2 protein-coding genes are annotated in these 2,782 nt (G+C 63.5%); one reads left to right on the top strand and one right to left on the bottom strand.

Annotation, left to right across the window (positions count from 1 at the left end; all coding sequences use genetic code 11):
- Positions 1 to 850: 850 nt before the first annotated feature.
- Positions 851 to 2,284 carry a hypothetical protein gene (locus ACIRU3_RS47555; protein ID WP_404070686.1) on the bottom strand — a complete coding sequence of 478 codons (1,434 nt, stop codon included), beginning with the start codon at positions 2,282 to 2,284 and terminating at the stop codon, positions 851 to 853.
- A 223-nt stretch (positions 2,285 to 2,507) separates the two neighbouring features.
- Between ACIRU3_RS47555 and ACIRU3_RS47550 the strand changes: the two genes are divergently transcribed.
- Positions 2,508 to 2,690, top strand: coding sequence for a transposase (locus ACIRU3_RS47550; RefSeq protein ID WP_404070683.1), 183 nt, complete (start codon positions 2,508 to 2,510; stop codon positions 2,688 to 2,690).
- Positions 2,691 to 2,782 lie beyond the last annotated feature (92 nt).

Raw genomic sequence — 2,782 nt, 5'->3', positions numbered from 1 at the left:
CGGTTCAGGCTGCCCTCAGCTTCACCCGACCGCTGCGACGGTCAGGAGTCGAAGGTCTCTCACCCCCGCTCGACTTCAGACGCCTCGTGGCGCACGTGCCCTTCGGCCCAGTCAATCCCGCAGTAGATGGTCAACTGGCCTCCCTTTCCTCTTTTTTGTCTGCGCTGGTCAGGAGCCCAAGCGGGCCACGCGGCGTTCCAATACTGGGGCTCTCCCCACGCGTTCACGCGGGACCGGCCCTCCCTCTCACTGGCCGTTCGTGGCACCAGCGCACCGCGCGGGCCTCGGTCCGTCTGAGGCGTCTGGCGCCGAAAGCTTCGAGAGGTCACCGTGCAGCGGGCTCACACCACAAACACCAACGAGAAAGCACCCGTTCGGGTGATGGCAGATCCGAGAGCACCGGGAGGCGCCGGTCCCTACAAGAGGCTTCACGAGCCGGAAGTAGTCGAAGCGTCCACCCGGCACCCACGGACCCACCACACCCGACCGAGGACAGCAGCCACAGATCACCAAGAGGTGCCAGTCCATGCTTGGGCTTCATCGAGCCGGGAGGATACGAAGCATCCACCGGAGTCCCGCAGCCACTGCACTCGATCGAACAGCCAGCCTTCAGCAGAGACCTCTTCAGGGCTTCCCATCCGGGGCTGACACCGCGTATTGGAAGGATACGGAACCAACGAAGCCCCCCGGCCGATGGCGTGTTGAGGTGAGATCACCACACCAACGACGAGGGGCTTCGCCGCGTCACCCCATCTGACCAGGCCATTTCACCCGGCCAAAACAGGATGAAAGAGGTTCAGTGCGCTCGTCGGACGCCTTGCCCTACCGTGGGCGGTGGAAAGCTGGTCGATCACACTCGTGAAGAGCGGCCGCTGAGCTTGCGTGTGCCAGCCACCGCCACCCGGGGCTCCGGGATGTCCTCTTCTACCGGGAGTCGGCGGTGCATCTCATGGAGCAGGGCAGGCACCCCCAGGACCGGCAGCAGCCAGGCCATGACAATCAGCCGCTCGCCCCACACGGTGATGTCCGGGTGTGCTGCTTGGGTCAGGAAACCGGTAAGGGCAGCCGCTGTCACAAGGATGCCGAACGGCCGGTGTCGCAGCAGCACCCCCCACAACCCGGCCGTGAGTAGCGCGATGAACAACGGCTGCCGCATTTGCTGTCGAAACCACTCTGCCCAAAATTGGGTCTCCAAGTCGAAGAACTCCCGCCACGGGTGGTCCCGGTCAGGCAAAGCGTAGTGGTTGGTCAACAGATCCTGCAGGCTGTCGGTCTCGCTCGGGTAGTGCAACGCCCGCGCCGCCAGCAGGGTGCCAATGGCGACGCTGCTAGCCACAGCGGCGGTAAACCAAAGGACATGACGCGGGGACTTGCCCCGGCGCGAGCGCCAAAGGGCAATGGCTGCACTGGCGGCAGCCAGGCACACGCCAAGGAACAGTGCCTGTGAGTGCTTGACGGTGAACAGCGCGAGCAGCGCCCCTGCGACGCAGGCAATGCCGTGCACCGTCCGTCCGTTCAGCAGCAATGTGCATCCCCAGACTGCTGTCAGCGACAGAACGAGCATGAGTCCTTCGGCCATCGGCCGCATGGCGGTTGTTCCGCACGGCAAGACGTAATAAAGGGATTGCCCAATCAGTGCGATGAGCACGGGCAGCTGCTGGGTACGCAGAATTAGGAAGACGAGGACGCCTCCCAGCACCGTGAGGAACACACCTGCGCTCCACATGCCCCAGCCAGCTCCGAAAAATGAGACGAAGGGGACGAGCAGAACCGGATAGCCCGGTCGGACTTCAAAGATCCGCATGAAGCGCTGCGAGGTGAACGGGAGTGTGTGTCCGCCGCTCTGGCCAGCTTGCAGCCGCGTGTTCACTTCACCCCACAGCTCCGCCTGGCATCTTGCCTTCGCCAGTGCGCCAGGGCTGGGTCGCTGGAATTTTAGGACGTCGACGCTCTGTGCATGATTTGCCCGTGAAGCTAGCCCCTGGCATGTGTAGTCAATCACCGTGGCCGCTGTTTCCTGCTTTCCCTCCCCTCGCAGGCTGAGAGCATACGCCAGGTAATTTTTGGAGTCGGGCGTGTCCCGGCCCGTCACATTGGCCAACTGGGCCACTGCGAAGACGGCGGCCAGAGTAAGAACCCACAATGCCGCGCTGCGACAGGCGCGAATTGGTGTATGGCCAGCAGGAGAGCTGAGTACGGTCCGGTGGAGCTGCCCATCCGTTCGAATCGCGGCAGTCTGGCGGCTGTATCCGACTTCATCACAGTTGTCCACGAATGGCAGCATGCCAGCCTCCCGCCTGCACAGAAGGCCTTAAAACACACGGCCAGCACTGTTCAGCTAAGCACACTATGGGCGCGAAACGGCCTCGCGCTGCGCGGCCCCGCAAGGCTACGAATCGCATATGAGCGCTGCCTATGGCGGGTCTTCGAAGAGCTCGTAACAGGATCTTGATTGAAGTGCCCTGGTCGGACGTGACTGTTGTGACGATCCGACGGTTTGACAGGGTGTGACGACTCGGCCGTGGATCGTGGACGACGACTTGTGGGCGCTGATCGAGCCGCTGCTGCCGCCGTGGCCCGAGCGGTCGCCGGGGCCGAAACCGGTGGCAGACCGGCTGTGTCTGCAGGGCATCCTGTACGTCCTGCACCAGGACATCGCCTGGCAACTCCTGCCCCTGGAGCTGGGGTGAGGCGACCCCGGCGGTGTGGACACACTGACAATGGATCTTGCAGGTCCGAGGAAGGGTGTCCTGGTGGGACGGAAGTCTCCGTATCCGGAGGA

The sequence above is a fragment of the Streptomyces sp. NPDC101151 genome, from assembly GCF_044768335.1.
Classification (GTDB): domain Bacteria; phylum Actinomycetota; class Actinomycetes; order Streptomycetales; family Streptomycetaceae; genus Streptomyces.
The sequence above is the reverse complement of the archived record's forward strand: the minus strand, read 5'-3'. Positions and strand labels throughout refer to the sequence as shown.